The sequence below is a fragment of the Pseudomonas sp. dw_612 genome (assembly GCF_018449725.1).
Taxonomy (GTDB): Bacteria; Pseudomonadota; Gammaproteobacteria; order Pseudomonadales; family Pseudomonadaceae; genus Aquipseudomonas.
Genome location: NZ_JAAVVC010000006.1, coordinates 12,749 through 37,495 on the forward strand (window position 1 = coordinate 12,749; position 24,747 = coordinate 37,495).

Below are 24,747 nucleotides of genomic sequence, written 5' to 3' on the forward strand. Positions count from 1 at the left end.
ACTATGAGGGTGATAATCCACTACGCTGGCGGTTCAGTTTTTAGCGACAGTGAGAAATCGAAATGCTGGATCGGATTACCGGAATGCAGGTGTTTTCTCATGCCGCCCATCTCGGCAGCCTCTCGGCCAGTGCTCGGCAGATGGGCGTGTCGCCGGCGATGGCGACCAAACATGTGGACGCCCTGGAGGCGCGATTCGGTGTGCGTCTGTTTCATCGCAGCACGCGCAAGCTGACCCTGACGGAAGCGGGCCAGCAATATCTGGAAGCGTGCAGCCGGATTCTGCCGGACCTGGAAGATGTGGAAGCGATGATCGTCTCCCAGCGTGTGGATGCCAGTGGGTTGTTGCGGCTCAATGTGCCGCTGTCGTTTGGTGTGCGCTTCGTCGCGCCGCTGCTGCCGGAATTCAATCGCAAGCACCCGGGCGTCACCGTTGACCTGGGGTTGAATGATCGCGTGGTGGATTTGATGGAGGAGGGATGGGACCTGACGATCCGCGTGGGGCCGCTGAAAGACAGTCGCCTGGTGTCGCGCAAACTGGCCGACAGTGCCATGGTCGTATGTGCCGCGCCGGGCTATTGGGACCAGCACGGACGCCCCGCGCGCTGGGCGGATTTGCCCGCGCATAATTGCCTGAGTTTTTCCTTGTCGAGCCTGTCGCGTCCCGATGAATGGCGCTTCGGCAAGGAGGCCGATAAGCGTGTGGCGATCAAGGGCAGCCTGCGCACCAACAACGGCGATGCGCTGGTGGCGGCGGCTGCCGCCGGTCTGGGTGTGCTCTACGAGCCGGCGTTCATCGTCGCCGATGCCATCCGCCAAGGGGCGCTTGAACAGGTCACACTGGATGCGCCGACCGCTGACCTTGGCGGGATTCATCTGGTGCGCTCGTCCGATCGCACGCCACCGGCGAAGGTCCGCGTGATGACCGACTTCCTGGTCAATGCCTTCAATCCGCTCGCGCCGTGGTCGCTGCCTTGAGCTGAGTGCCCGTAGCGGCCGTTCAGCCGCAACGGGCGGTCGGATCAGTCAGGCTTGATGAGGCCGGGGAACCCTTGGTCTGTCATCGATTTGCGCTTGCCCGGCAGGGTTTCCTTTAAGAAAAGGCTCACCAGCAACCCGATCCCCAGACTGCCCAGTGCCAGCAGCAGGGTTTTCTCAATGCCGTAATGCTGGGCGATAAAACCGGCCAGTGCCGGCGCCACTGCGCCACCGAACAACTCTGCAGCGCCGACGATCAGGCCTGTCGCCGTGGCGATCAACGAGGGCGGCACCGATTCACTGGTCAGCGGGCCGTTGAGCACGCAAATCATGCTGAAGTTGAAAAAGGTCGTCATAAACAACAGGCCGAACAGTTTCAGCGGTTCGGCGCCGGTGTTGGTCAGCAGCCAGAGAAACAGCGCCGTGCCCACGAACGACAGCAGCAGCACGGGTTTGCGTCCGAAACGGTCCGACAGCGAGGGCATGATCATGTCCCCGATAAAGCCGCCGAAGCCGATGGCCGACATGACGAAACCCATCTGCGAAATGCTTAGGTGCAGGTAATCGGTCAGGTAGTTGGCCGTCATCACACTGACGACAAACAGACAGGTCAGCGCGCAACACATGCAGATGATGTTCAGCGGCATGTTGCGATGGCGCAGCACGGTCAGCCAGCTGTGTTTCTCCACCGGTTCAGCGCTGGCCACCGTGGCCTTGGCGCGCTGCGGCCGGGTTTCCTTGAGGTTGCGGTAGATCAACCAGGCCAGTACAAAACCCGGCAGCGCGACGATGGCAAACACCCAGCGCCACGACGGCACCACGGCGAGCAGTTGCGTGGCGATGATCGGCGCCAGGCCTAAGCCGAGCAGGGGAAAAAAGCCCAACTGGATGCCCATGTTTCGCCCGCGTCGCAGCGGATGGGAGACTTCGGCGTTGGTGGCAATGGACGTGGTGGTGAACGCACCCTCGGCCACGCCCATGACCGCGCGGATCAGCAGTAACGAAGCGATGCCGGTGGCCAACCCGGAGAGGCCGGCCAGCAGTGAAAAGATCATCAGCGAAGGAATCAGTACTTTGCGGCGGCCGAACGTGTCCGAGATCCGCCCGATCAGGATGGACGACAGCGCCCAGGCCAGGGCCAGTACCGCCGAAATATTGCCCAGGTCCTGATAGTCCAGGGCCAGGTCTTTCATGATCGCCGGGAACAGCGGCAGGATGATGAAACGGTCTAGGCCGACCAGGCCAAAACCGAACGCCAGGAGCAGCACAGCTTTCCATTCGTAACGCGAGTCCCATGCAGATTTGTTGTTGTTCATGGTTCGGGTTTCCAGTTTTCAGGGATGAGAAGTGCCCATGGCCCGGGGCTTCCAGGGCCAGATGCGGCTCGGGAACAGCGGTTTAGAAGTAGAACAACGCATCCACGGTGGCGGTCAGCTGATCGCGATCGCGGCCGTTTCCGAAGGGGTGATCCTCACGATTGCCGTCGAACCAGTCGTAGCGAAGTTCCGGGCGCAGCGAGAGGTAGCGGTTGACGTCATAACGAAAGCCGGCGGTGAGCGCATTGAAGTCGCCGCGCGCGGCGCTGACCGGGAACAGGGCGAAACCGTCCGGGTCGCTGAAGTGCTCGCCGCGTACCGAAAAGGCCAGGTCCTTGCGATAGCGGTAGGTCAGCACCGCGTTCGCGCCCCACCAGCGGGCACCGTCGAAACCGGGGCCGTTGACGATGTCGACGGTGTCGGGTTTGCCGTCGCCGGCCTGATGCCCATACAGCACTTCCGCGCCCATCGACCAGTGATCATCGAAGGCATGCCAGCCGTTGACCGAGTGCTGTTGCTTGAGCTGGCCATCCGGTGAAATCAGGCGTTGGATCGGTGCCTGGACATCGTCGGTGTTGCTGTTCTCCTCGTTACCGACGACGAACTCATAATCGATCCAGGTTTTCATGTCGGGCGTGCGCCAGCGCACGGCGCCGGTCAGCGACTTGCTGTCGTTGTTGTCACGCAGGTTGTTCCAGCCTTGCACCACGCCCAACTCGACGCCCAGCACCCCACTGGCATTGCTCATCAGGCGTGTGCCCATCAGCACGCCGGAGAATGTGCCCGGCTCCGAGACCAGGGCGTAGGTCTTGGTGGCGAAGGCGTTGCGCGCTTCGCGAATGTCCGGCGGGATTTCGTAGCCGATCCCCGGGCCAAAAATCCCGGCCATGACCGTCAGGCCGGTGCCGATCGGCACGTAGGCGGTGGCGGCCAGGTTGGGCACGGCGAGGAAGCGTTGTTTGTCCCGTTGCGCCTTGGCTGGGTCATCGTCACCCGGAGAGTTCACGCCCCAGTGCATGTCCCAGCCGAAGGTCCGGGCGAATTGGGCATTGCGCCCGTAGTTGCCTTCAAAGGTGAAACCGAAGGAGAAGTTTTGCGGCGTCGGACCGGGCAGCGGCGTGACCCGGGGAATCACGTTCGACGCCAGCGGCTTGTCGATAAACAAACGCAACGAGCCGAATTCCACGTTCTCGTCACCGGCGCCGATGATCGGGAAATTGCTCATCCCGTCATGCCGTTCGGCATGGGTCGAGTTGCTGTTGCGCGAGAACGTGGTCTCCGACAGACCGGAGACGATGATCCCGGTTTCTTTCTCGAAGTTGTCACCGAAAATCGAGGTGAACAGCGCGCCTTCGCCCCGATCTTCCGTCGGTGCAGCATGCACGTTGAGCGTTACGCAGGCGGCCAGAACCGCACCAAGCTGAGTGATCTTGATGGTATGCATTGCCTTTTCTCTTGTTTTTGTAGGTAGGCGAATTCACTGCCCGCCCGGTCCGGGCGAATGCCTGGAGACGGGAGGGCAGCCTGTTGCTTGCGCCGGGGTTTAACCCATACGCAGGATCGGTTTGACGGTCAGGCCGCTTTGCGCGTCGGCAACGGCCTGGTTGATGTCATCGAAGTCGTAGAAGCGCACCAGTTTGTCAAAGGGGAATCGGCCCTGGCGATACAACTCCAGCAAGCGCGGAATGAACACCGAGGGAATACTTTCGCCCTCGATCACCCCGCGAATCGTGCGGCCCTGGGTCATCACCTCGTTGACGTCGAAACTGGCTTCGGTGCCGGCCGGCGGCGCGCCGACAATGGCGCAGGTGCCGCGCGTGCGCAGCGCATCAATCGCCTGGCGCAACACGGCGGGGCGGCCGCTGGTTTCCAGGGTGCAGTGCGCGCCGCCGCCGGTGATGCGCCGGACCTCTTGCACAGGGTCGACTTCCAGGCTGTTGACCACATGCGTGGCCCCCAGGGATTTGGCCAGCTCCAGGCGTCCCGGCGTGATGTCGACCGCAATCAGCGTGGTGACGCCGGCAATGCGCGCCGCCATCAGCGCGCTCAAGCCCACGGCCCCGGCGCCGAACACCGCAAAGGATGTCCCGGCCTTCGGTTGCAAGACATTCAGCACCGCGCCCGCGCCGGTTTGCACACCGCAACCCAATGGCCCGAGCAACTCCAACGGCAAGTCCTTGTCGACCTTGACGAGGTTGCGGCGGTTGGCAATCGAGTAGGTGGCAAACGAGGACTGACCGAAGAAATGGTCATGGATCGCATGCCCGTGGCTATCGTGGGTTGAACCGCTGCCGTCGAGGCGACTGCCTCCAAAATTCAACGGGAAGGTGTGGGTGCAATACGTTGCCTCGCCGGTGTTGCAGGGTTCGCAGTGGCCGCAGGAGAGGTAGGTCATCACCACGTGGTCGCCGACGCTGAAGTCCTTAACATCGGCACCCACCGCTTCGATCACCCCCGAGCCTTCATGGCCCAGCACCATCGGCAGCGGGCAGGGGAAGTACTGGTCCCGCACGATCAGGTCGGTGTGGCACACCCCGCAGGCGACCACCCGCACCAGCACCTCATCGGCGCGGGGCGCTTGCAGTTGAATCTCTTCCATCAGGAAGCGCCCGCCCTTTTCCCGGACGACCGCCGCTTTGGCGCGGCGCAAGTTTGACTGTGGCTGTTGCATGAGCAATCACTCCTCGGGTCAGAACGGATACGGACGTGGCGCGTGTTGCACGCTGATCCAGTGGTCGGTGGTGAAGGCGTCGATGATCCAGTCGCCGTTGAAACGTCCCAAACCGCTGTTTTTCACCCCGCCAAACATGCTGTTGGGGCTGTCGTTGGCCGGGATGTCGTTGATGTGCGCCATGCCTGCCTGCAACTGCTGGGCGAAGCGCAGGCCGCGGCCTTCGTCGCGGGTGAACACCGCGCTGCTCAAGCCGTATTCGGTGTCGTTGGCCATGTTCAAGGCATGAATTTCATTGTCGGCGCGGATGATCTGCGCAATCGGGCTGAACAGCTCGGCCTGGGCCAGCGCCGAGTCATTGCTGACCGGACCGAACACATGCGGCGGCAACACCAGCCCTTGCGCCTCGCCGCCGAGCAGTTGCGGCAGGCCATCGGCGCGGGCCTGGGCGATGTGCGCCAATGCGCCGTCCAGTTGACGACGGTTGATCAGCGGGCCGATCACCGTGTCGGCGGCGTCCGGGTCGCCGAACTTCAGGCGCGACACCCGTTCGATGAACAGTTCGACAAAGTCGTTGTAGAGCGAGCGGTCAACGATGATCCGGTTGGTGCTCATGCAGATCTGGCCCTGATGCAGGAAGCGCCCGACCACAGCGGCATGCACCGCGTGCTCCAGATCGGCGTCATCAAGGACCACCAGCGGCGCGTTGCCGCCCAACTCCAGCGCGACGTGCTTGAGGGTGCTGGCGGCGGCGATCTGCGCGTTGATATGACGACCGACGTTGTTCGAGCCGGTAAAAGAGATAAAACGCAGCGCAGGATGCCGGACGAACGCATCGCCAATCTCGCTGTTCTGGCCCACCACCACGTTCAACAGCCCGGCCGGCAGACCGGCTTCTTCATAGATGCGCGCCAGCAGCAGGCCGCCAGTGATCGGAGTTTCCTGGGACGGCTTCACCACCACCGCGTTGCCGAGGGCCAGCGCCGGGGCGATTGAACGGTGCGACAGGTGCATTGGCCAGTTCCACGGGCTGATCACGCCGATCACCCCCAGCGGCTTGCGATAGACGCGGCTTTCCTTGTCGGCGATATCAATCGGTAGAATCCGCCCCACAACCCGGTTGGGGAAGGTCGCGGCTTCGAGCATGCCATCGCGCACGGCGGCCCATTCCATGTTGGCCTTGGTGCGGGTGCTGCCGCTTTCACGGATCAGCCAGCTGACGATTTCTTCGCGGCGGGTCTGCATGATCTGCACCGCGCGGTGAAACACTGCGCTGCGTTCGGCCGGCAAGGTGCGCGCCCACTTCAACTGTGCGGCTTGAGCGGACTGGCAGGCCCGTTCGAGGTCAGTGAGGTCGGCCAGTTGCAGTTCGGCGATCACCTCGCCGTTGTACGGGTTGGTGTCCAGCAACGGGCGACCACTGCCGCCGCTGCGCTGCTCACCGTCGATGTATTGCCCGGCAAAACCGGTGTAGTGACTGGTGCTCATAATCTTCGCTCTCTAAAGGGTGACGAGCGCCGCGCGCTCGTGGCGGTCTCAGCCTCGGCGCAAACGCGGGAACAAGCGCAGCGCATTACCACGGGCAATCGCTTCGTGTTCGCTGGCGCTCAAACCTTCAAGCTCGCGGAAATGCTTCACGTTGGCGGCGACATTGGCCGCCGGCTGGAACGGAAAGTCCGTGCCGAACAGGATCTGCGACAGCGGCGCCAGGGTGCGCAAACCGTCGAAGGTCGGCTGGTTGGCCGACATCGCCACGTCGTAGTACAGCCGTTGCAATTCCTCGATCACTTCGGTCCCCGGCTTGGGCGTCGGCTTCATCTGCGGCATGCCGGACAACAGCGCGATGCGCCGGGCAATCGACGGCAGTACGCCACCGGCGTGGGGCAGGATCAGGTTCAGGTCCGGGCAGCGCTTGAAGGTGTTGGAAAACACCAGGTCGATCACCGTGCGGGCGGTGTCCACCGGGAATTCGAACAACGGCGCCGGGCGACCCAGGCCCACCGCGTCGAAGCATTGCGGCGACGTCGGGTGCAGGAACACCGTGGCCTGGCGGCGGTTCAATTCATCGAAAATCGGCGCCAGATCTTCGCTGCCCAGGTACTTGCCGTCGGCGTTGGTTTCGATCACCACACCGTCGAATTTCAGTTCGTCGAAGGCGTAGGCGATTTCCGCCAGCGACGCCTGAACGTGGGGTAATGGTAGCGTCGCGAAACCACCGAAACGGCCGGGGTGCTGCTGGATGACGGCGGCGGTGTCTTCGTTGATCGCGCGGGCCAGGGCCACGCGCTCGTGTTTTTCCTTGAGAAAGCTGACGCTGGGCGACGAGACGGACAGGATCATCGTCTCGATATTGCCGGCGTCCATGACCGCGAGGGCCTTTTCCGGCGACCACTCCGGCACCGGATAACCGCCGTCCAGGGTCAGCAGACCGGCGTTGGTCAGTGCCGCTTTATAGGTCGGCGACAGGCAATGGGCATGAACATCGATCAGGCCGCAGTGGCAGCGCGCTGTCGAATCGGTGGGCAGGGACATGGCGATTCCTCGACTCAATACAATTGCAATTCGATCGGCAACCAGCCGTAGCCACTATCGCGTTCGACCAGATGACCATGGCCCGGAAACGGGAAGTGGTAGGACAGAACGGCGTAGCGTTTGCGGGCGACTTCTTCGAGGACTTTGATGCGGGTGTGAGCGGCGGCCGCATTGTCATAGTCGAACAGGAAACCCCATTGCGGCCGCTGCAACAGCAACACCTGGTGGTGACACAGATCGCCCCAGAGCACGAGCGTCTGCTCCTGGCTTTCGATTTTGTACAGGGTGTGGCCCGGGCTGTGACCGGGGGTGCTGACTGCGGTGATGCCGGGCAGCAGTTCGAAGCCGTCACCGATCAGGATGATGCGTTCCAGTTCCACGTACGGCGTGAGGTTCTTGTGCGCACCCAGGAAGTGGTCGCGCATGTGCGGGTTCATCGCTTCGCCCTTGGGCGTCGACAGAATGCTCAGGTCGGTCCAGTAATCCAGTTCGCGTGGGTCGATGGCGATCCGTGCATTCGGGTAGAGCAACTGACCGTCATCGTCCACCAGGCCCCAGCAGTGGTCGGGGTGGGCGTGGGTGAGGGCGACGATGTCGATGTCCGCCGGGTCGATGCCCGCCGCGCGCAGGTTGGTCAGGGCCTGGCCGGTTTGCGCGCCGAAGGTCTTGATGCCGAACTCGGCATTGACCCCGGAACCAGTGTCGAATAACACCAGTTGGCTGCCGGTGTTGACGATCAGAATGTTCTGGTTCAGGGACATCCGGTCTTTGGGCAGGAAGTTGTCTTCCAGCAACTGGTCGATTTCCTTCGGATCAGCGCCGATGAAGGTCGGATGCGGCGCGCCCATGTGCAATGGGCCGTCGGTGATTACCGTGCATTCGAATTCGCCGTGCATGAAACGAGTCCAGCCACCTTGCAGTTGCTGAGTGAATGAAGCGCTCATAGGTCACCTGTCTGTTGTTATTGTCGTGTTGATGGGGAAGGCGTCGCTCAGGTTCTGATCCAGGCCTTGCCCCAGGAGTTGAGTGAGTATTCGCAGTGCGGCCAGACGCCGGCCTGGCGCTCCGGGCGGGTGATTTCCAACTCGGAAGACAGCTCCAGGCGATTGCGGTCGGCATCCACCACCATGAAGAACAGGTTGTTGCCGGGGCCGTGGCGACCGGGGCCGAAGAAGATCGTGATGTGTTCCTTGGCGAAGCGATCACCCCAGTCGCGGATGTCGTTCCACTCATTGGTTTCGTAGCAGTGGTGATCCAGTTCGTTGCGCGAGCCACGGAAGAACGCCAGTGAGTGGTGTTCGTTGTCCGAGCGCATGAAGCGGGTCATGAGTGCGCCGTTGGCCTCATCGACGACATCGTCGGACACGGTGAAACCGACCTTGTTGATGTAGAAGTCCAGCACCGCTTCCAGCTCGGTGGTCTGGAACACCACATGTTGCAAGCGGCCCGGCATGCCGGGGTGGCTGGCGTCGGGAATGTCCCGGCCAACACCGAACAGTAACTGCCGGCCCTGGGGGTCGCGGATGCTGAAGGCGTTGTCTTCCAGCAACGGCGAACGGACGTCCTCGGTCTGGCAATCGCGAGTCTGCAGGTTGATGCGCAAGCGGTTGAGGCTGGCCTGGTCGGCGACACCATAGGCGGCGGCGAGAAAGCCGTTGCTGTCGGCCGGGCTGATTAATACCGCGCGTTGCGGCCCGGTCAGCACCCAGGTGCCATCGGCTTGTCGGTAGCCCTGCAAATCGAGCATGCGTGAGTAGAAATCGACCTGGCGCTGCGGCTCTTTGCTGGAGAGGTGCAGGTATAACAGGCGCGCGGGGGTTTGAGTCTGCAACGTATGCATGACGGTCTCCTTGGCGGTGATTACGGAGTCAGGGTGTCGACGAGGGTGCCGCGCGGGTCCATCGCGGCACTGGCCGGGATCTGATGAATGCCCAGCAGGGTGGCAAAACCATTGGCGATGGTTTGCTCCTCGGCGAGGGGGAAAATCGCCGCGACATAGCGGTCCGGGCGCAACAGCAACAGTTGTCCCGAAGGCTCGCCGAGCAAGGTCGCGAGGGCGCCGTCGCGGTCGACCCAGACGTGTTCGGCGCTGGCCGAATCAACCTGGCTGCCCTTGGGCAGAATCAGGATGCGCCGCGCTTCAAGGCGATCCCACAACGGGTGTTTCAGGGCACTTAATCGACTGTCGACGAGGGGCGCGTATTGCAGCAGGGCGAAACCGGTGCCGAGGACTTTATCCAGCAGCACCGAATGGCCCGCTGCGTCCTCGACTGTCGGTTGCGGGAACATCTGCCCGCAGCTCAACTGGCCGGCGCTGCCGTTGCCGATCACCAGGCCCTGAGTGAAGCGCGGCTTGGGCTTGAAGCGCATCTGCAGGAAGTAATCCCGCAGCGGCGGCAGCAGGCCGATCACGCGGAAGGCTGCGCTGATCAGGTTCGCCCGCCACACACTGGCAGGCGCCATGACCACACCCAGGCCCAGGGCCAGTTTGATCAAGGCCCAGGCGTGATCGCGGCGCTCGGTTTCATAACTGTCCAGGGCATCGCTGCTCAGGTGACCCTTGAACACCCCGGCCAGTTTCCAGCCCAGGTTGTGCGCATCCCGCACGCCGCTGTTCATGCCTTGCCCGGCGTAGGGCGGGGTCAGGTGCGCGGCGTCACCGGCCAGGAAAATCCGGCCTTCGCGCCAGCGCTCGGCCACCCGGGCGTGGAAGGTGTACACGGTCTTGCGCACGATGGAGAGCGGTTTGTCGCCGCGAAAGGGTTTGACCAGTGCTTTGATCCGCGCTTCGTCGAGCATTTCGGCATCGGTTTCGTCGGCCTTGAGCATGAACTCGTAGCGCCGGGTGCGATGCGGACCGGGCACATCCACCGTCGGGCGACGGGCGTCGCAATACATCCGGCATTGCCAGAACGGATCGTCGTCCTGATCGGTGTCCACCACCAGCCAGCGCGACTGGAAGCTTGAGCCGACCATGTTGATGCCCAACTGTTTGCGCACCGGACTGCGACCACCGTCACACGCCACCAGATACCGCGCCTTGACGGTCAGGATCTCGCCATTGGCATCGCGCACGCTGGCGGTGACGCCCGTCGCATCCTGCTCGACGTGCAGCAGTTCATGGTCGAAGCCGACGCGCAGGTTATCGAAGCGGTGCATGCCTTCGTGCAAGGTGGCTTCGAACAGTGGCTGGCGAAACGCATTGCGCTTGGGAAAACCGTACAGGGTCGAGGTCGGCTCGACCTTGCCGAAGCAACGGCCGCCGGGGCGTGTGTAGTAATGCACGCCGTAGCCGGGCACGACATCCTTGAGCACGGCTTGATCCATGCCCACGGCCTGCATGGTGCGCAGGGACTCATCGTCGATCGAAACAGCGCGAGGTTCGCCCACGGTGCTCTGTTTGCGATCGATGATGAACGTCTCCACACCCGCCTGGCCCAGGTAGTTGGCCAGCGTCAGACCGGTGGGGCCGGCGCCGCTGATGAGCACGCCGGTGTTGATAATCTTGGAAGTGGTCATGATCAATACCGATGTTGTTTAGTCCAACGGCCGGGGACGCCCGGAAAAAGCCTGCATGAGTTGCGACAGTTTTTGCGCCAGTTCCACGACTTGCTGGCCGTACTCGTCATCGCGTTCGGCGTCGCACTCACTGTCCAGGCGTACGCAGCTGATGCTGCCGATGGCCTTGCCGTCGCTGTCGAAGATCGGCGCCGCGACCCCGCAAATACCGCTGTCGACTTCGGCCCGCGAGACGACATAGCCTTTTTTGCGCAGGCGCTGCATGGCGCGACGGAATTCTTCCCAGTTCTGCCCCAGATGGCTCAGGCGCACCTCTTCGTGCTTCTCCAGGTACAAGCGGTTGTGCTGGCGTGAACCGAGGTTGGCGAGGATCGCCTTGGAGGTTGCGCCGAGGAACAACGGGCGAGGCGTGCCACGGGTGTAGCTGACTTCGCTGGCGAGGCTGCCGCTCTGGTGCACGCACACGACCTGGTCCTTGAACAACCGACACGTCAGCCAGACCTGGGATTCGCTCCACTGCGGAAACTCCCTCTCCAGTTGGCTGGCGGCGCGCACCAATGGATCGCTAACCCGCAACTGCCGGTCCCAGGTGATGATCCGTGCACCGAGTGCATAGCGACCGGCTTCGACCTGGAACAGCAAATCCACATCGGCCAGTTCACGCACATAGCGGTAGATCGTCGAGCGGGTGAAACCCATGGCAGTGCCCAGGTCGTCGACGGTCCACACCGGTTGATGCTCGGTGAACAGGTCCAGCACTTTGAGCATGCGCTCCAGGCTGGAGCCCTTGGTGTCGGCAGCGCTTTCCGTTGAGTCGGCCAGCGTCTCGGCAGGTTTGTTCGCGTCGGTCATGATCAAATCTCGTCCGTGATGGTGTTGCGAAGAATGCCGAGGCCGGAAATTTCCACTTCCACCACGTCGCCCGGTTTCATCCACACCGGTGGTTCACGGAATGCGCCGACGCCGCCGGTGGTGCCGCTGACGATCACATCGCCGGGGGCCAGTTCGGTGAAAGTGGTGCAGTACTCGATGAGCTTGCGCACGTCGAAAATCATGTCGCTGGTGTTGGTGTGCTGCATGATTTCGCCGTTGAGCCGGGTAGTCAGTTCCAGCGCCTGTGGATCTGGGATTTCATCGGCGGTCACCAGCCACGGGCCGAAACCACCGGTCTGCGGGAAGTTCTTGCCGGGCACGAACTGGATCGTGTGCTTCTGCCAGTCGCGCACGCTGCCATCGTTGTAGCAGGCGTAACCGGCGACATAGTCGAGGGCGTTTTCGGCTTTGACATGGCGCGCTTTCTTGCCGATGACGATGGCCAGTTCACCTTCGAAGTCCAGCTTGTGCGAGGCTTTCGGGCGCAGGATCGATTGCAGGTGCGCGGTCTGGCTGTCGGCGAAACGGGTGAAGATCATCGGGTAGGTCGGCATGTCGCGGCCGGTTTCACGGACATGGGTGGCGTAGTTGATGCCGATGCACAGCACTTTGCCCGGGTTGGGAATCACTGGCATGAACGTGACGTCGCTCAAGGCCAGGCGGGGCAGTGCGGCGAGGCTGGCCGGTGTCAGGTCGCTCAGCAGGCCGTGGGTGATCGCGGCTTTCAGGTCATAGCCGAGGTCGGATTTGAGTGATTGCAGGTCGATCACCTGATCGCCATCGACGATGCCGTAGCTGGGGATTCCCTGGTTGAAGAAACTGGCAATTTTCATGGTGTGTCTCCTGAGAGGATTAATAAGTCGGGGCAGGGTGAGAGGCGTTGTACCGGCGCTGGCTGAAATGGATCGCCAACAGGGCGCACAAGGCAATCAGGCTGGGAATCAGCGCGGCCATGAACACTTGCTGGACGTGCCAGCCAAGGCCGACCATCAGGCCGCCGAGCAAGGGGCCGAGGATCGAGCCGATCCGGCCGACGCCCAGCGCCCAGCCAATGCCGGTGGAGCGGATTTCCTGGGGATAGAGTTCGGCGGCCAGGGCGTTCAGCCCGGCCTGGGCGCCCTGAATCAGCACGCCCATCAAAAACAGGATGGTCAGGAAGCTCGCCGCCTTAAGCGGCAACATCACCAGTACCAGGACCAGCACTTGATAGGCCAGGAACTGCGCGATCAACACCCGGTGGGCTCCCAAAGCATCCATCAACCGGCCCTGGACCAGTGAACCGAGGACACCGCCCAGGCTGAACAGGACGATGGCCTGAACGCCGGTGCTGGCGGGAAGCTGAGCGCTGCTCAATACGGTCGGCACCCAGCTCATGATCGAATACAGGATCAGCAGGTTCATGGCATAGGGCAGCCACAGCAGCAGGGTGCGACGCCACATGCCCTGTTCGAACAGACGGCGTGGGGAAATGCGTGGGGCATTGGCCTGTGGGCGATTGAACAGAGAGTCCGGCAGGGTTTTCAGCGTCGGCATCAACCGCGAAACGATGCGGGTCACGTGGGCGCGGTTAGCCGGGCTGCGCGACAGGAACTCCACCGATTCCGGCAGGCTGCGCCACAACAGGTCCGCGATGATCAACGGCAGCAGGGCCCCGCAGATAAACACGGCGCGCCAGCCCAGGGCCGGGAGCAGTTGTTCGGCAATCAGGCCGGCGGCCATGGCCCCCAACGGCATGCCGCAAAACACCAGGGTCACCGCGCTGCGGGCATGGCGTTTTGGCGTGTATTCGCAGACCAGGGCAATCAGGTTGGGGATGGCGCCGCCCAGTCCGAGGCCAGTGAGAAAACGCGCCAGCAGCAGTTGTTCGTAGCTGTGGGTCAGGGCGGTGAAGAGTGAAAACAGGCTGAAGGTGGCGACGCAGCCCAACAGGACTTTCTTGCGCCCAATGCGATCAGCCAGCGGGGCCAGGCTCAGCGCGCCGACCATCAATCCAAGCAGGGTGCTGGCAAACACCGGACCGAAGCTGGCGGGTGGCAAGCCCAGGGATTCCGCCATCGGGCCGACCAGAAAGCCCATGACTTGCGTATCAAAGCCGTCGATGGCGGCGAGGATCACGCACAGGCCAATCAATTCAAGCTGCAAACGCCCCATGGGACGTTGGTCGATCACGTCGCTCAGGACGTTTTGGGTTTCAGGCACGGTTTGCATGGCATGGACTCTTCTTTTTGTTATTGCGGCCCGTGTTTCGGCAGGTGGGCCCATGGAGCCAATCTAGTCCCAATCAAAAATTCTGTAAATAGAGATTTAACAAATATTCTGCATTGTGAGATTTATGTGATTTTCATGAGAGAGGAATTTATTGGCGGGGAAGGAAAGATGCCGCGCAATGCAAGGTGTTGACCCAGGCCTTTGCAGAGAGGGAGCAGATCAAGGAAAACGCTTCTCCCCGAGCAGAAAGCGACGTAACGTACCGCGCAAAATAATCAGACATTTAAGGATGATGCGCGTGGGGGCTTATCGGCTGCTGCTGGCGATGCTGGTGGCGATTTCTCATATGGGCGTGACGTTGGCAGGCTTCAACCCTGGCGTCATTGCGGTGGTGTCGTTCCTGATCATCAGCGGTTTTGTGATGACTTCGTTGATCGAGAGGAACTACAACGCCCCCGAGCAATTTCACCTGTTTTATGCGGATCGGGTGTTGCGGCTTTATCCGCAGTTCCTGCTCTATTTCATAAGCTCCTGCGCCGTGATCTATTTCCTGTTGCCCGGCACGCCCCAAGCGGCGGCGTTGACCGTCAACAACATCGTCACCAGCCTGCCGATTGTGCCGATGGGCTTTTACATGTACGGCATCACCGTGCCTGAAATACTGCCAGCGGCCTGGTCGCTGGGGCTCGAAATGTGTTTCTACCTGCTGATCCCTTTTTTGATCGTCTACAAGCTGCGAGGCGTTGCCTATGCGCTGTCCGTGGCGGTGTTCATGGTGGCTTCGCTCGGTTACATCAACACCGATGTCTACGGCTACCGACTGCTGCCCGGCGTTCTCTTCATCTTCCTCTGCGGCAGCTACCTGTACCGGATGCAGGCCCGAGGAAGGGTGATCGTTGCCGCCACCGCCATCGTCGCCACGCTGATGTTCCTGGCCATTGTCAGCGGATTCATTCCCCGACGCCCCTTCAACGCGGAGGTCACCGCCGGCATTGCCTTGGGCGTCCCGGCCGTGTTCCTGCTGAGCAAGTTGAAGTACCACCGAATGGATGAGTTGCTGGGGAACATCAGCTACGGCGTGTTTCTGAACCACTTCGTGGTGATGTATGTGCTGCGGGCTTTCTGGCCGGTGGCGTACGACGCAACGATGATCGCTGCTGTTCTGCTGCTGTCGTTCGCGTTGAGCGGTCTCTCGTATTACTGCGTCGAACGGCCAGCCTTGAAACTTCGTCACGCGCTTCGGGCTGGCGTCAGATTTGGATCGAGTGGAGAACAGCGCAGCGGAACTGCCGGCTAGTCAGGCATCAATTGCCCAGCGAGGCACAGGCCGCCGCGATCTTCGGTTGTTTAGGCAACCTGGCTTCTTGCGACAAGATAAGGAGCAGACCGAGCACCGGAACGATGGCCGCGGCGAACGGGATGGCGGAGGCGCCAAGGTGGCTGTCGATCACGGCACCGCCGATGAACCCGCCCAGGGCATTGGCGATGTTGAAGGCCGAGATGTTCGCGGTGGCTGCCAGTTCAGGGGCTTTCGCGCCGTACTTCATGACCCGCATTTGCATCGGTGGCAGGTTGGCAAACGTGGTCACGCCGTAGATGAATGCCGCTACCAGGAACAGCCATTTGTAAGGGGCAACGAAGCCGACCAGCACCAGCGCGGCGATCATTGCGATCGGCCAGGCGATCAGCGAGCGGCGCAGATTGGCGTCAGCGGTACGCCCGCCAATGCTGTTACCGACCACCAGGCCGGCGCCGACCACGACCAGTACCCAGGTAATCGCACTGCGGTCGAAGCCGGCGATTTGTTCTGCCACCGGCGCGATGTAGCCGTACAGCGTCATGAAACCAACCCAGCCGAGCATGGTGAAGGCGAGGCTAGCCAGTAGATTGCGGTCACGAAAGACCGAGAGTTGAGTCAGCACCGAGGCCGGTTTTTCGGCGGGCGTACGGGTGATGGTGACGGCGATCATCAGCATCGCGATGACGCCCATGACCGAGACCACGAGAAACGTGGTGTGCCAGTCGAAGGCATTGCCGATCCAGGCTCCGGCCGGTACGCCGAGCACGTTGGCCAGGGTCAAGCCACCGAACATCTGGCCAACGGCTCTACCGGCCATGTTGTCGGCCACCATGCGTGTCGCGACGACCGCGCCGATCCCGTAGAACGGCCCTTGGGTCAGGCCCGCCACCACACGGCTGATCATCAGCGTCGTGTAGTCGGTGCTGAAGGCGGACATCAGGTTGCCGGCGACAAACAGCCCCATGAGCACGATCAGTACGTTGCGCTTTTCGAAGCGCGACAACCACAACGTCAGCAACGGGCCACCGATCACGATGGCCAGTGCATAGGCCGTGATCAGGTTACCCGCCTGGCCGGTGCTGATTTTCAGGCTGTCGGCCACTTGGGGCAGGATGCCGGCGATGAGAAATTCGGCGGTGCCGATCGCAAAGGCGGAAAGGGTCAGGATCCAGATTTGAATCGGCATTCTTGAAGTCAGTGACATGGTCATTCTCCTTCTAAAGGTCAGTTGATCAGTGCGCGGATGGCACAGGTTCGGAAAAAACCGCTTCGAGCAGCGGGCCGCCAGGGGCGCGGAAGAACAGGCGACGTTCCTGCAATTCTTCCAGGTCCATGGTTGAGTAGCGGATGCCCAGGCGTTCCAGCTTCTGGCGGAAGGCGCCGTAGCCGTCGAGGCGAAAACCCACGTGGTCAATCGCTTCGGCGGCGTGGTCGATGCCATAGCCCTGGGTGCCGATGATGTGCACCAGTGGCTGGCCGTCGGTGTAGAGCCAGTGACCGGGAATGCGTTTGATGGCTTGCGGGCGTTCGCCGTCCTGCAGATCGAATACGCTGCGGAAAAAATTCCGGGTGCCGTCGATATCGCGGGTGCGGATGGTGACGTGATCTAAGTGCATGGCTGTCTCCTGCCGGTTGATGTGGCGAAGATAGACATTGCGCAGCAATTTGATAATTGCTTAGGATTCGAAATTACTTTTCGGAGATGGCGAAAGATGACGCTGGATAACCTTGCGCTGTTTCTGATGATCGTCGAGAAGGGCGGTCTGTCTGCCGCCGGCCGTGAGCTGGGGCTGTCGCCGGCGTCGGTCTCCGAACGCCTGGCGATGCTTGAAGGCTATTACGGCGCGAGTCTGCTCACCCGCACCACGCGCTCGATCAGCCTGACCGATGAAGGACGACTGCTGGCCGAAGGCGCCCGCCGCTTGCTGGCTGAAGCCGATGAGCTGGAAAGCAGCATCCGCCTGGGGGCGCAAAAAATCTCCGGGCTCATTCGCCTCAGTGCGCCGGTCGATCTTGGGCAAGCGCAGATTGTGCCGATTCTCGACCGGTTTCTGGCCGAACATCCTTCGGTGACCATCGACCTCAATCTCACCGATGGTTTTGTCGACCTGGTCAGCCAAGGCATCGACTTCGCCGTGCGCTACGGGCTCCTGGCCGATAGCACATTGCGCTCCAAACCGATTGGCGAGAACCGCCGTGTCATCTGCGCGGCCCCCGGCTACCTCGAACGTAACGGCACCCCCCAGCACCCGGACGACCTTTCCCGACATGACTGCATCGTCATGCGCTTTGGCAGCAACATCGATCGGGTCTGGACCTTCCGCGTGGCGAGTGAGGCCTACCGCGTCGTGGTCAGGGGCCGCCGGGTGGCGAACAACGGTGGGCTGGTCCGGCAGTGGTGTCTGGATGGCCACGGTATCTGCAACAAATCCGTCTGGGATGTCCAGGCCGACCTCGCGGCTGGACGGCTGGTGGAAGTGCTCCCTGATTATTCGCCCGGTCAGACGGCGCTGCAGATTGTGTACCCGCCGGTGAGTGTGTTGCCACGCCGCGTCCGGGCCTTGATTGACACCATCAGCTCGGAACTGGCGCTGGAAGTGAATGGCTGACCGCTAGCGTCGGGCCGTGCCGCCTCAAGGGTGGCTGGGATAGTCGATGTAACCTCGGCTGTCGCCACCGAAGAAGGTCGCGGGGTCGGGTTCGTTCAACGGCAGACGCTCTCTCAGGCGCACAGGCAGGTCCGGATTGGCGATAAACGGTCGTCCGAACGCGATGATATCCGCCCGACCCTGGGCAAGCGCTTGCTCCGCGCTTTCGCCGGTGTAGCCGCCAGCAAGCATCAACACGCCCCGATGCAGTGTTCTGAGTTGGTGGATGATTTCGTCCCAGCGCGGGTCGAAGTTTTCGTCCTTCACGGTCCCGACAACGGCGGGTTCCACCAGGTGCAGATAGGCCAGGTTCCAGTCGTTGAGCCGGCTCACGATATGGCCAAAGGTGGCTTGCGGCGTTTCGTCGCCCATGCCCATGAATCGGCCCATGGGTGTCAGGCGGACCGCAACCCTTTGGGCGCCCACTTCGTCGACAACGGCCTCGACCACTTCCAGCAGCAGGCGGGCACGGTTTTCAATCGTGCCGCCATAGATGTCCTGGCGATGATTGCTGTTGCTGTTGATGAACTGGTCGAGCAGGTAACCGTTGCCGGCGTGAATCTCGACACCGTCCATGCCTGCGCGGATGGCGTTGCGCGCCGCGCGGCGGTAGTCGTCGATGATCTCCCGGATACCGTCGAGGGTCAGTTCCTGAGGGACCGGAACATCGCCCCAGATGCCGTTGCCCTGGTCATCGACAATGAAGGTTTTGCCTGGCACGGGCAGGGCACTGGGGGCGACTGGCAGCATGCCACCGGGTTGGAAGGACGGATGGGAGACGCGACCGACATGCCACAGTTGCATGAAGATCGTACCGGCGCGGCTGTGAACGGCCTCGCTGACCGCTTGCCAGGCCTGAACCTGTTCTTCGCTGTAAATCCCCGGCGTCCAGGCATAACCCTGACCTTGCCGGGAAATCTGTGTGGCTTCGGTGACGATGAAGGCGGCACCGGCGCGCTGGCGGTAATACTCGACGTTCATTTCAGTTGGTACATCGCCGGGTTGGCCGGCACGGGAGCGAGTCAACGGGGCCATGGCCACCCGATGTTGCAAGGTGGAAGTGCCCAGTGCGATCGGTTGGAAAAGATGAGTGTTCAAGGTGTTACTCCTTGGAAAAGTCGTCATGTGATGACGCGAATTCTAAAAAGGCGCTCGGCCGGGTATGGGGGCCAACGGCCGGGCGCAAAGGGGTGATCAGAGGCCGGCCAGGGTTTCATCCAGCCAGTCGAAGATGGTCTGGTGAGCGCGGAACATCGCGCCCATGTGGCAATGCTCGCCTGCACCTTCTGCTTCGGTCAGCGTCACCAACTGTTTCGCTGACTTGAGCGCGGCGTGGATCGCCTGGGGCTGGCCTTTGAGGAACTGATCGTTCTCGGCATCGAGCACCAGTGTCGCTGCCGTGATGTCACCGGCGATCCCGGCCAGTGTGTAGAGCTTGCTCTTGCGCACGAACTCGCTGGGAGAGGTGGTGCCGAAGGTCCACATACCGTTCTGCATGGCCCAGCGCGGGCCGGTTTTGAGGGCCATGATCATGCGCAGCACCGAATCGGCCTCGTCGTCTTTCTGTGCATGGATCCACGACACCAGGTACGGCGGCAGCATGTGTTCGAAGGCGGCATGGAAGTCCAGGATGCCGTCGTCCAGGATGATCGCGGCCGGTCGGTGATCGAACGCGGCGGCACGTGCCACCAGGTAGCTGCCCAGGCTATAGCCGAACAGGGCGATCTTGTCCGGCGCCACTTCCGGGCGGGTCAGGGCGAAATCGATGACCGGCGTGATCACGGCTTCCCAGTCATGACGAAACGTCAGCTTCGACTCGCGAATGGCCGCGCCCTGGCCAGGGCCATCGAATGCAAGGACGTTGTAGCCACGACTCAAGGCGGCGGCGCCGATGGCGACATAGGATTCTTCTTGCGTCGAATCGAAGCCGTTGTTGTAAATGATCGTCGGCTTGGGCTCACCGGAGTGGTCGGCCAGGAACAGGTAGCCGGGCAGCGTGGTGTTCTCGTAGGGGATTTCGACGATCTCGAAAGGCGTCTCGAGCAGTCGGGCCGCTTGAATAAAGGTCTGAGTCGAACGACCGGACAAACGGGCTACATCGGCATCATTGACCGGGTTGGCGCGTTTGAAGAACTCGGCCGTGCGGTAGTAGTTCGAGGCGCGGAAGAAGGCCTGGCGTGCACTGACAGAATGCCCGGAGGCAAGGGATTTCTCGCCGATTTTCGCCACGCGATCGGCCGTGGCCTCCCACTGTTTCAGCCAGGCATCTTCATCGCCTTCGGGAATGGCCCGTGCGGTGACAATGACTTCGCCGAGGTCGGCGCCACCGTAGTTGGCGAAGCCGGCAGTGCGCAGGGTTTCGAAAGAAAAAGACTCGTCTTCAAACAGGAATTTCATGGAAGTACTCCTACGGTTTTTCGATAGAAAAGTGTTTGCGTTTATCTGGCGGTAGCCGGACGCGACGACTGGAACAAAAGGTGATCACCGATGCGGCTGCCCTGGTCGCGCAGATACCTGCCAAGCGCCAATTGCTCTGGTTGCCAGTGGCTGAGCGCCAGGTCCGGATCGTCGGGAAAGGTTTGCAGTGCAGCGAGTAACGACAGGGCATTGCTCGCGGCTTTTGAGGTGCTTGCCGCGGTATGTGGCCGGGGGATCGACGCTGCATCGCCGAGCAAAATGATCCGACCGTCGACCATGTGATCGACCGCGAGGTCGCGGATCGCTTGAGCAAAGGGTTGCGTTGTGGCCCTGACCACGGCCCGCAAAGGCGCGGGCAACAGCGCATCGGCCTCACGATAGAGGTGCTCGCGCCAATGGGACGCAAGCTTTCCCTCGGGAATCGAAAAGCCACGATCGCGACCGCCTGCATCGGTCATGATCTCGTGCAGTTGCGCGTTATCGGCGACGCGATACCAGACCCAGTTGTAGAGCCGGTGGCCTGGTCGCGTATCGTTGCCATCACCGGGAACGAGATAGCCGAGGATGTGCGACTGCACGTTGCTGGAAAAACTGAAGTCACCCGATAACGCCTCACGAGCCATTGCCGGCATTTCGTCCTCGGGGACCAGGCCACGCCACGCCAGATAGCCGGCGTAGCTTGGTTCTTCGGTGGGCCACAGCAGGTGGCGCACCGTGGAACTGCTGCCATCGGCACCCACCAGCAGGTCGGCAGTCTCTTGTGTGCCATCCGCGAACCGTGCCGTCACGCGGTGGTCCGGTGTCTGGCTGAGGCCCACCAGTTTTTGGCCCTGGTGATAATGTTCCTCACCGAAAGCGGCGCGCATTGTCGAATAGATGAGCGACCAGGATGTCTGGGTCTGGGGCGCGACATGCTTGCTCTGGATCGAGCCGTCGGGCCGAAATACCGTGCGTGACCGGGACTGGACACCCAGCTCAAGCGGCTGGAGGTCCACGCCGGTCCGACGAAAAACCTCAACCACTTCGGGCTGAAGAACGATGCCGCCGCCACGGCTGTCGAGACTGTGCGGCGAGCGCTCATAAATATCGACATCCCACCCGGCACGCCGCAGCAGGTTGCCCGTAAACAGGCCGCCGAGTGAACCGCCGATGATCAGTGCACGTTGAGGGGATCGTTCAGGCGTGTTCATGACGTGACGCTCCGACGCGCGTTCATGGGGAATAACAGACTCGGGAGAACGGGACGCTGATGTGACATCGATCAAAGTTGGCATGATTGCACCTCGCTTGGACGTCACTGTAGGTCGTAGCGCAATAATTGATAATCATGCAGAATCGGGTAGGTTCGTTGCGCAAAACGCAAAGGTGGAGCATGGATACATTCGCAGCGCTGAAAGCATTTGTGGCCGTTGTCGAGAGAGGGGGATTTGCGCCTGCCGGCCGACAGATGGGGGTGGCCACTTCGTCGGTGACTCGCCAGATCGATGCCTTGGAGAGAAGTCTCGGGACCCAGTTGCTCAATCGATCGACACGCAGCGTGACCTTGACCGGCTTGGGCGAGAGCTACTTCGAGCATGCGGTGCGAATTCTGGGCGACCTGGAAAACGCCAACCTTGAGGTCAGCGAGTCGGCAGGCCCGCCTCGTGGGCTGTTGAGAGTGAGCCTGCCTGTAACGTTCGCGCGTCTGCATATCGCTCCTGCCATCCCGGCATTTGCCAGGTTGTATCCAGAGATCCAGCTGGATCTCACGTTGTCGGACGACGTGGTCGATCTGGTCGGGGAGCGGCTGGATCTGGCCATCCGCCTCGGCAGTGTCGAAACCTCAAGCGTTGTCGCACGTCGGATTGCACCTCATCGCCGGCTGGTGTGTGCCAGCCCGGACTACTGTGACCAGCGGGGAGCGCCGCGATCACCCGCCGAACTCTCCGGCCACAATTGCCTGACGTTCTCCTACACCCGGGGCAACAGCCTCTGGCGGTTTTCTGGACCGTCCCAGGAGTCCGTCCGCGTCAGCGGTAGCCTGCGCACGAACAACTCCGAAATACTGCGAGAAGCTGCCATCGGCGGCATGGGCCTGGTGCTGCTGCCCAGTTGGCTCGTGGGTGCCGACATCGAGGCAGGGCGCTTGCGCGTCGTTCTCCCTGAATGGGAGGCAGGACTCGGCGGCAATAGTGGGTCGATCTATGCGGTGTATCTGCCGAATCGTCGCGCCTCGAAGACGGTTCGTGCGTTTGTCGACTTCCTTGTCGAGCGTTTCGGCGCGCCGCCGTACTGGGATGCGTCGAGCGATGCCTGAATGGCGAACGAGTGTCCGCAATCAGGCGAAATCAGTCCCCAGCGAAACCGTTTCCCATTGCTGTATTTCCGCTTGCAGCGCCGCGAGCTTTTCCTTCACAAATTGCACGGCGTCACGCCCCAGCAGCAGATGCGCCGGCGGCGTCGGCGAGGCCACAACCTGCAGGATGGCCAGGGCTGCCTTGAGCGGATCGCCGGCTTGCTGGCCGCTGCGTTCCATTCTTGCCTTGCGCTGGCTGTCGAAGGTTGCGTCGTAGTCCGCGACGGAACGTTCAGCCCTGACCATGGAACGGCCGGCCCAATCGGTGCGGAAGGCGCCGGGTTCAATCGCGGTGACCGCGATACCGAACGGCTTGACCTCTTTGCCCAGGGTTTCGGAAATCCCTTCCAGCGCAAATTTGCTGCCGTGATAGACCCCAAGGCCCGGGAACGTGGTCAGCCCGCCCATGGAGGTAATGTTCAGGATATGCCCGCTACGGCGCTCACGCATAAACGGCAGTACGGCTTTGATCATGGTCACGGCACCGAACACGTTGACCTCGAACTGCTGGCGAAAGTCCTCCAGCGAAGACTCTTCGATCAAGCCCTCATGACCGTAGCCCGCGTTGTTGACCAGGACATTGATGGCGCCAATCGTGCTTTCGATCTCGGCGACCGCGCCTGGAATCGAAGCGCTGTCGGTGACATCCAGCAGGCGTCCAAACGAATAACCCGGTTTGAGTTGATCGAAGGCCTGGCGCTGCGCCTCGTTGCGCAACGTGCCGACGACGCGGTGGCCGGCTGACAGCAGGGTAGTGGCCAGCGCCTTGCCAAAACCGGAGCTGACGCCGGTGATCAGCCAGGTTTTATGCGGTTCGTGAGTCAGGTGTTCGGTAGCCATGATGATTCCTCCGGTAAGACGCAGGATTGTTCAGGCTTGCAACCGCTCGGACAATCCGCTGGAGTTGACTCAGGCTTTGAAGTCAATCTTCATAATGCTTGTGGTATAAAAAATGACTTTTGCGGAGGGTAACCATGCGCCAGGACCAACTCGATGGGCTCGTGACCTTCGTCTGTGTGGCCGAACATTCCAGTTTCTCGGCTGCGGCGATCAGGTTGGGGGTTTCACCTTCGGCCGTGAGCCAGGTCATCCGCAATCTGGAGCGGCGCCTGGGCATTGCGCTGTTCAATCGCACCACCCGCAGTGTCAGCCTGACCGAGGCCGGCGTCGGATTTCTGGCCAAAGTCCAGCCCGCAGTAAACGTGTTGACGTCTGCCGCGCTGGAATTGGGAGACACGACAGGCGCGCCGTCCGGGCTGCTGCGCTTGAATGTTCCGCGCTCGGCGTACATGTCGATTCTGCAACCCATGTTGTCGGCGTTTTTAGAGGCGTATCCGCAAATCGACCTGGAAATCAGCATGGAGAACGCGTTCGTCGACATTGTCCGGCTGGGTTTCGACGCAGGCATTCGTTTCGGCGATTTTGTCGAGCGTGACATGGTCGCGATCAAAGTCGGGCCCAAAGTCCGCATGCGCATTATTGCGTCTCCGGCCTATCTGGCGCGTCACGGCACCCCCGAACAGCCCACCGATTTGCTCAACCACAACTGCATTTGCTTCCGATCCTCCGGCGGCGTGATCGAGCGCTGGGACCTGGTCAAGGGCAAGGAAACCCTGCAGTTGCCCGTGCGCGGCCGGCTGATCGTCAACGACTCGGCCGCCCTGGTGCAAAGCGCGCTGGATGGCAACGGTATCGGCTACATGATCAGCGGCTACATTGATCGGTTTATCGAGCGTGGCGAGTTGGTCAGCCTGTTCGAGGAGTGGGGCCCCGAGCTTCCCGGGTTCACGCTGTATTACTCCGACCGTCGCCGGGTGACCCGCAAACTCAGGGCGCTCATCGACTTCTTGCGTGATCCTTCGGGCGGGCATTTTTCCGATGCGCCGCCTCTGCGGCCAGCGGAGTCGCTACGGATTCTTTAACGGCTGAATTCAGCCCGTTGCCATCGAA

Annotated in this window: 22 protein-coding genes; 5 read left to right on the forward strand and 17 right to left on the reverse strand. The window is 61.7% G+C overall.

The genetic code is table 11. The annotated features are described in order from the left end of the window. Positions 1 to 62 precede the first annotated feature (62 nt). Positions 63 to 977 carry a LysR family transcriptional regulator gene (locus HB680_RS11445; RefSeq protein ID WP_213938639.1) on the forward strand — a complete coding sequence of 305 codons (915 nt, stop codon included), beginning with the start codon at positions 63 to 65 and terminating at the stop codon, positions 975 to 977. 44 nt (positions 978 to 1,021) lie between these two features. On the opposite strand, the gene HB680_RS11450 is transcribed toward HB680_RS11445, so the two are convergent. From HB680_RS11450 to HB680_RS11500, 11 genes are all read right to left on the reverse strand, one after another. Further along, a complete protein-coding gene (locus tag HB680_RS11450) occupies positions 1,022 to 2,293 on the reverse strand; it encodes an MFS transporter (protein WP_213938640.1) in 1,272 nt (423 codons plus the stop codon). Between the two features lie 82 nt (positions 2,294 to 2,375). Then, on the reverse strand, positions 2,376 to 3,737 hold the full coding sequence (locus HB680_RS11455; RefSeq protein ID WP_213938641.1) for an outer membrane beta-barrel protein: 1,362 nt from the start codon (positions 3,735 to 3,737) through the stop codon (positions 2,376 to 2,378). A 99-nt stretch (positions 3,738 to 3,836) separates the two neighbouring features. After that, a complete protein-coding gene (locus HB680_RS11460) occupies positions 3,837 to 4,964 on the reverse strand; it encodes an NAD(P)-dependent alcohol dehydrogenase (protein WP_213938642.1) in 1,128 nt (375 codons plus the stop codon). 18 nt (positions 4,965 to 4,982) lie between these two features. Continuing rightward, positions 4,983 to 6,452, reverse strand: a complete 1,470-nt coding sequence (locus HB680_RS11465) for an aldehyde dehydrogenase family protein (protein ID WP_213938643.1) — start codon at positions 6,450 to 6,452, stop codon at positions 4,983 to 4,985. 48 nt (positions 6,453 to 6,500) lie between these two features. Next, entirely contained in the window at positions 6,501 to 7,496 is a 996-nt protein-coding gene (locus tag HB680_RS11470) for an amidohydrolase family protein (protein ID WP_213938644.1), read from the reverse strand. Between the two features lie 14 nt (positions 7,497 to 7,510). Beyond that, positions 7,511 to 8,440 (reverse strand): MBL fold metallo-hydrolase, encoded by a 930-nt coding sequence (locus HB680_RS11475; protein WP_213938645.1) that lies wholly within the window; start codon positions 8,438 to 8,440, stop codon positions 7,511 to 7,513. A 47-nt stretch (positions 8,441 to 8,487) separates the two neighbouring features. After that, positions 8,488 to 9,336: a VOC family protein gene (locus HB680_RS11480; RefSeq protein ID WP_213938646.1), complete on the reverse strand. Its 849-nt coding sequence runs from the start codon at positions 9,334 to 9,336 to the stop codon at positions 8,488 to 8,490. A 20-nt stretch (positions 9,337 to 9,356) separates the two neighbouring features. After that, complete coding sequence (locus tag HB680_RS11485; protein ID WP_213938647.1) at positions 9,357 to 11,015, reverse strand: bifunctional 3-(3-hydroxy-phenyl)propionate/3-hydroxycinnamic acid hydroxylase; 1,659 nt, start codon at positions 11,013 to 11,015, stop codon at positions 9,357 to 9,359. Positions 11,016 to 11,033: 18 nt separating this feature from the next. Beyond that, the gene (locus HB680_RS11490) at positions 11,034 to 11,867 is read right to left on the reverse strand and encodes an IclR family transcriptional regulator (RefSeq protein WP_213938648.1); all 834 of its coding nucleotides are present in this window, start codon (positions 11,865 to 11,867) and stop codon (positions 11,034 to 11,036) included. 2 nt (positions 11,868 to 11,869) lie between these two features. After that, positions 11,870 to 12,721, reverse strand: coding sequence for a fumarylacetoacetate hydrolase family protein (locus HB680_RS11495; RefSeq protein WP_213938650.1), 852 nt, complete (start codon positions 12,719 to 12,721; stop codon positions 11,870 to 11,872). A 19-nt stretch (positions 12,722 to 12,740) separates the two neighbouring features. Continuing rightward, complete coding sequence (locus HB680_RS11500) at positions 12,741 to 14,096, reverse strand: MFS transporter (protein WP_213938652.1); 1,356 nt, start codon at positions 14,094 to 14,096, stop codon at positions 12,741 to 12,743. A 298-nt stretch (positions 14,097 to 14,394) separates the two neighbouring features. Between HB680_RS11500 and HB680_RS11505 the strand changes: the two genes are divergently transcribed. Further along, a complete protein-coding gene (locus HB680_RS11505; protein ID WP_213939005.1) occupies positions 14,395 to 15,393 on the forward strand; it encodes an acyltransferase family protein in 999 nt (332 codons plus the stop codon). A gap of 7 nt (positions 15,394 to 15,400) precedes the next feature. On the opposite strand, the gene HB680_RS11510 is transcribed toward HB680_RS11505, so the two are convergent. Both HB680_RS11510 and HB680_RS11515 read right to left on the reverse strand, forming a co-directional pair. Continuing rightward, a complete protein-coding gene (locus HB680_RS11510; RefSeq protein ID WP_213938654.1) occupies positions 15,401 to 16,600 on the reverse strand; it encodes an MFS transporter in 1,200 nt (399 codons plus the stop codon). 28 nt (positions 16,601 to 16,628) lie between these two features. Further along, positions 16,629 to 17,012 (reverse strand): glyoxalase, encoded by a 384-nt coding sequence (locus HB680_RS11515; RefSeq protein WP_213938656.1) that lies wholly within the window; start codon positions 17,010 to 17,012, stop codon positions 16,629 to 16,631. A gap of 96 nt (positions 17,013 to 17,108) precedes the next feature. Here HB680_RS11515 and HB680_RS11520 point away from each other — a divergent pair, with 96 nt between their 5' ends. Then, positions 17,109 to 18,005: a LysR family transcriptional regulator gene (locus tag HB680_RS11520; protein ID WP_213938657.1), complete on the forward strand. Its 897-nt coding sequence runs from the start codon at positions 17,109 to 17,111 to the stop codon at positions 18,003 to 18,005. Between the two features lie 24 nt (positions 18,006 to 18,029). On the opposite strand, the gene HB680_RS11525 is transcribed toward HB680_RS11520, so the two are convergent. The 3 genes from HB680_RS11525 to HB680_RS11535 form a co-directional block, all read right to left on the reverse strand. Beyond that, positions 18,030 to 19,142: an alkene reductase gene (locus HB680_RS11525; protein WP_213938659.1), complete on the reverse strand. Its 1,113-nt coding sequence runs from the start codon at positions 19,140 to 19,142 to the stop codon at positions 18,030 to 18,032. A 96-nt stretch (positions 19,143 to 19,238) separates the two neighbouring features. After that, complete coding sequence (locus tag HB680_RS11530) at positions 19,239 to 20,441, reverse strand: alpha/beta fold hydrolase (protein ID WP_213938661.1); 1,203 nt, start codon at positions 20,439 to 20,441, stop codon at positions 19,239 to 19,241. Positions 20,442 to 20,482: 41 nt separating this feature from the next. Beyond that, positions 20,483 to 21,652: an FAD binding domain-containing protein gene (locus tag HB680_RS11535; RefSeq protein WP_213938663.1), complete on the reverse strand. Its 1,170-nt coding sequence runs from the start codon at positions 21,650 to 21,652 to the stop codon at positions 20,483 to 20,485. A 182-nt stretch (positions 21,653 to 21,834) separates the two neighbouring features. Here HB680_RS11535 and HB680_RS11540 point away from each other — a divergent pair, with 182 nt between their 5' ends. Continuing rightward, positions 21,835 to 22,758, forward strand: coding sequence for a LysR family transcriptional regulator (locus tag HB680_RS11540; protein ID WP_213938665.1), 924 nt, complete (start codon positions 21,835 to 21,837; stop codon positions 22,756 to 22,758). A 21-nt stretch (positions 22,759 to 22,779) separates the two neighbouring features. Here the strand turns inward: HB680_RS11540 and HB680_RS11545 are convergent, their stop codons facing one another. Next, positions 22,780 to 23,637, reverse strand: coding sequence for an oxidoreductase (locus tag HB680_RS11545; RefSeq protein ID WP_213938667.1), 858 nt, complete (start codon positions 23,635 to 23,637; stop codon positions 22,780 to 22,782). A gap of 134 nt (positions 23,638 to 23,771) precedes the next feature. Here HB680_RS11545 and HB680_RS11550 point away from each other — a divergent pair, with 134 nt between their 5' ends. Continuing rightward, complete coding sequence (locus HB680_RS11550; protein ID WP_213938669.1) at positions 23,772 to 24,719, forward strand: LysR family transcriptional regulator; 948 nt, start codon at positions 23,772 to 23,774, stop codon at positions 24,717 to 24,719. The last annotated feature ends 28 nt before the right edge of the window (positions 24,720 to 24,747 follow it).